Source organism: uncultured Veillonella sp., assembly GCF_934190855.1.
GTDB lineage: Bacteria > Bacillota > Negativicutes > Veillonellales > Veillonellaceae > Veillonella.
The window spans coordinates 1-3255 of the sequence record NZ_CAKPTN010000182.1 but is presented as its reverse complement, the minus strand read 5'-3'; the positions used below and the strand labels follow the sequence as shown (position 1 = coordinate 3255).

Below are 3255 nucleotides of genomic sequence, written 5' to 3'. Positions count from 1 at the left end.
ACAGAACTAGCGGCAGCACCCGTACCTGGTACGGCGGACGCAATAGCTCCATGATTAGTCTCTAGTGGACCTATCGTTGTATCTTGATAGGAAAATTCAGGTTCTTCCTCTTCAGTATTTCCTGCGGCTTCAGACTCATCAGTATAGCCTTCGTCTGGCGTATATGTATAATCCTCATCTGGAACATATACATAATCATCGCCTGTAGATCTACTAGCATCAGAAAATTGATCAAAATCATCAGCTTCATAAGTCTTAGCATCGCCAGATGTTTCAGAAATATTAGCCAATTGTTCCGCTGCACGATTACGCGCCTCTAATTCAGCTAATTCCTTCCAAGATGTAGGAGCTTTTGGTGGTTCTACAGTTGTAACTGTATCTGCTATCGGTTCCACATCTACAGAGGTATCAGTTTCAAAGCTATCTCTATCGGTAGTAATACCGCGTTTTTCTAAAGTATCTAATGCTTGGTCTGCAGCATCTTCAAAGCGCGTATCTTTTTCCCGATTATAGGCTTTACGCTGTGCCGCCGCCTCTTTACGTTGCTCATTCCAGTCCTCAAAGACCTCTTTCGCCACGGCTACCTTCTCAGCAGCTACCTCTTTTGCGACATCTAAACCTACTTGAGTTTTATCAGCTGCCTTTTGCAACCCACTGCGCAAAGATAATCGAGTAATAAGAAGACCAAAGGCTAACAATAAGAATACATCAAGAATAATAGCACCTAAATTACCTAATAAAGTGCGCATGAATGTTGCAATAGCACCACCTACAACACCGCCTTGATTAGCTAGTTGTGTAGTAATGAGTTCCTGCCCCTCAGGAACGCGCCACAACGGAACAAGAGCTAACAAGAATAGGAAAAACAAGGTCATTACAATGCCTCGTTTTGTAATGGAAATAAACGTACCCTTATATAATAATCTCCAACCTACCCAGAAAACGCACAAACAAGGAATAATGCCACCTAGACCGAAGCCGTAGCGGAATATACCTGTTAAAATTTCACCGACAAGACCAAGCTCAAAGCCAAAGAACCCGAGCAAAGAAATCACGGCAAAGGCAATGACAATAAGGCCTTTAACTTCGCTTCGCAAAGAGAATCCTTGAGACTTTGATTGCTGTTTTGTACTTGTTCGCTTCCGGCGTGTGTTGCGTTTTTTGGTGGAAGTATTTTCTTCTGCCATAAATCTATATAAACCCCTTACTTATATAACATTACAGTAAATTAACTAATCATTATATTATAGCATATATCGAAGTATTTAGTTAGCTTTTACGACGTTCTTCCCAGTCATGAAGCAACTGTTCTTCTCTACCTCTTTTTATGCCATTGTAATATGTAGCATCTACTAGAGGTGTTGGCAAATATTGTTGTTTTACATAGCCATTCGGATAGTTATGAGCATACTTATAGGCTTTCCCATGACCTAGTTTGCTAGCCCCACTGTAATGACTATCCTTCAAATGATCAGGTACCTGCCCACAATCTTTATGACGCACGTCGGATATAGCTGCATCGATTGCCATATAAGCAGAATTACTCTTTGGTGCTAACGCCACATAACATGCAGCCTCAGACAATATGATACGCGCCTCTGGGAAGCCTACCATATGGGCCGCTTGAGCGGCTGCATTTGCCAGAATCAACGCTTGTGGATCTGCAAGCCCCACATCTTCCGCTGCACAAATCACAATGCGGCGAGCGATAAAATTAGGGTCCTCCCCTGCTTCAATCATGCGCGCTAGATAATGAACTGTTGCTTGCACATCGGAGCCGCGCATACTTTTAATGAAAGCAGAAATCGTATCATAATGGCTATCACCTTTTTTGTCATATGTATAAATACGACGGCCTACCACCTTTTCAAGAACCTCAATAGATATAGTGCCTTCATCGGGAACCATGGCCGCTGCTTGTTCTAAAATATTGAGGGCCATACGACCATCACCGTTGACGAAGATGCCTACATCCTCCAGTACCTCATCGGTTACTTGTAAACGACGTTTACCAAGGCCTACCTCTTCATCCGTAATAGCACGACGCAAAATTTGACCGATAGCCTTTGGTGTAAGGGCCTCTAATGTGATCAGTCTCAATCGAGATAAAAGTGGTCTATTAACCTCAAAAAATGGATTTTCTGTGGTCGCTCCAATAAGGATAATCGTGCCATCCTCTACGCAAGGTAACAGCACATCTTGTTGGCTTTTATTAAAGCGATGAATTTCATCGAGGAATAGAATAGTTCGCTGTTGCAGAGAACGAACACGCTTGCGCGCATCTTCAATGATGGTGCGCAATTCACCAATGCCTGCATTAGTAGCATTTAAATTTACAAAATGACTATTACTCATCTTAGCAATAATGCCAGCTAGCGTAGTTTTGCCCGTTCCACAAGGCCCGTAAAAGAGCATGGATGGTATAGTATCCTTCTCCACCATGGCACGCAAGAAAGTTCCCTTTCCTACAGCCTTCTCCTGACCATATAAATGGTCTAATTTTGTGGGCCGCATCCGTACAGGAAGCGGCTCATATGTATTTGTAGGCGTCAAATCAAATAAACTATCCATTCTATCACCTCAATCCATAACATCTTAACTATTAACTCTAAAGTTTTATATTTTGCACACAAAAAAGCCCCACCATGCCGTAATGTACCGCGTTTTGATCCTGCTTAGGGCAGGTGGGTGCCCTCCTCATCCTGCGGTTGTCCCGTAAGGGCGTAACGTTCAGACGAGAGTCCGGACTCCCGAAGTAAATGTGTTGGCTCAAAACTGCGATATCACACGCACATGGCAGGGATATCTTATACATAAATAGTATCAGAAAGATTAGTAATTAACAAGACTTGACATTTCAAATTTAACCAACTCTTGCCTATGTTTTTACACTAAAGATTGCTCTTCTTCTTCCTCAATATCTGGTTTAATATGCAATTCTTTTAATTGCTTAGGTTCTACTTCAGATGGAGCTTGGCTCATGATGTCAGAAGCAGATTGTGTTTTAGGGAATGCGATTACGTCGCGGATAGATTGACGTTTTGCCATTAACATAACAAGGCGATCTAAGCCGAATGCACAGCCTGCATGAGGAGGTGCACCATATTGGAATGCATCAAGCATGAAGCCGAATTTGGATCTTGCTTCTTCGATGGATAAACCAATTGCTTTAAATACTTTTTCTTGTACGTCAGCTTGGTAAATACGCAAAGAACCGCCACCGATTTCTACGCCATTCAATACCATGTCATAAGC

At 42.4% G+C, this 3255-nt stretch carries 3 protein-coding genes and 1 other RNA gene; all 4 read right to left on the bottom strand.

The window, feature by feature from the left end; all coding sequences use genetic code 11:
* The coding region (locus tag Q0F90_RS08415) for a DNA translocase FtsK 4TM domain-containing protein (RefSeq protein ID WP_296004720.1) at nt 1-1187 on the bottom strand (1187 nt) is incomplete at its 3' end.
* A gap of 82 nt (nt 1188-1269) precedes the next feature.
* Nucleotides 1270-2571: a replication-associated recombination protein A gene (locus Q0F90_RS08410; RefSeq protein WP_296004719.1), complete on the bottom strand. Its 1302-nt coding sequence runs from the start codon at nt 2569-2571 to the stop codon at nt 1270-1272.
* Between the two features lie 62 nt (nt 2572-2633).
* Nucleotides 2634-2806, bottom strand: a non-coding RNA gene (gene ssrS, locus Q0F90_RS08405) — 6S RNA.
* A gap of 80 nt (nt 2807-2886) precedes the next feature.
* The coding region (locus Q0F90_RS08400; RefSeq protein ID WP_296004717.1) for an amino acid--tRNA ligase-related protein at nt 2887-3255 on the bottom strand (369 nt) is incomplete at its 5' end.

Coding starts and splice junctions, on each gene's coding strand:
- Q0F90_RS08410 (WP_296004719.1), bottom strand. CDS start 2,571: ATGGATAGTTTATTTGATTTGACGCCTACAAATACATATGAGCCGCTT.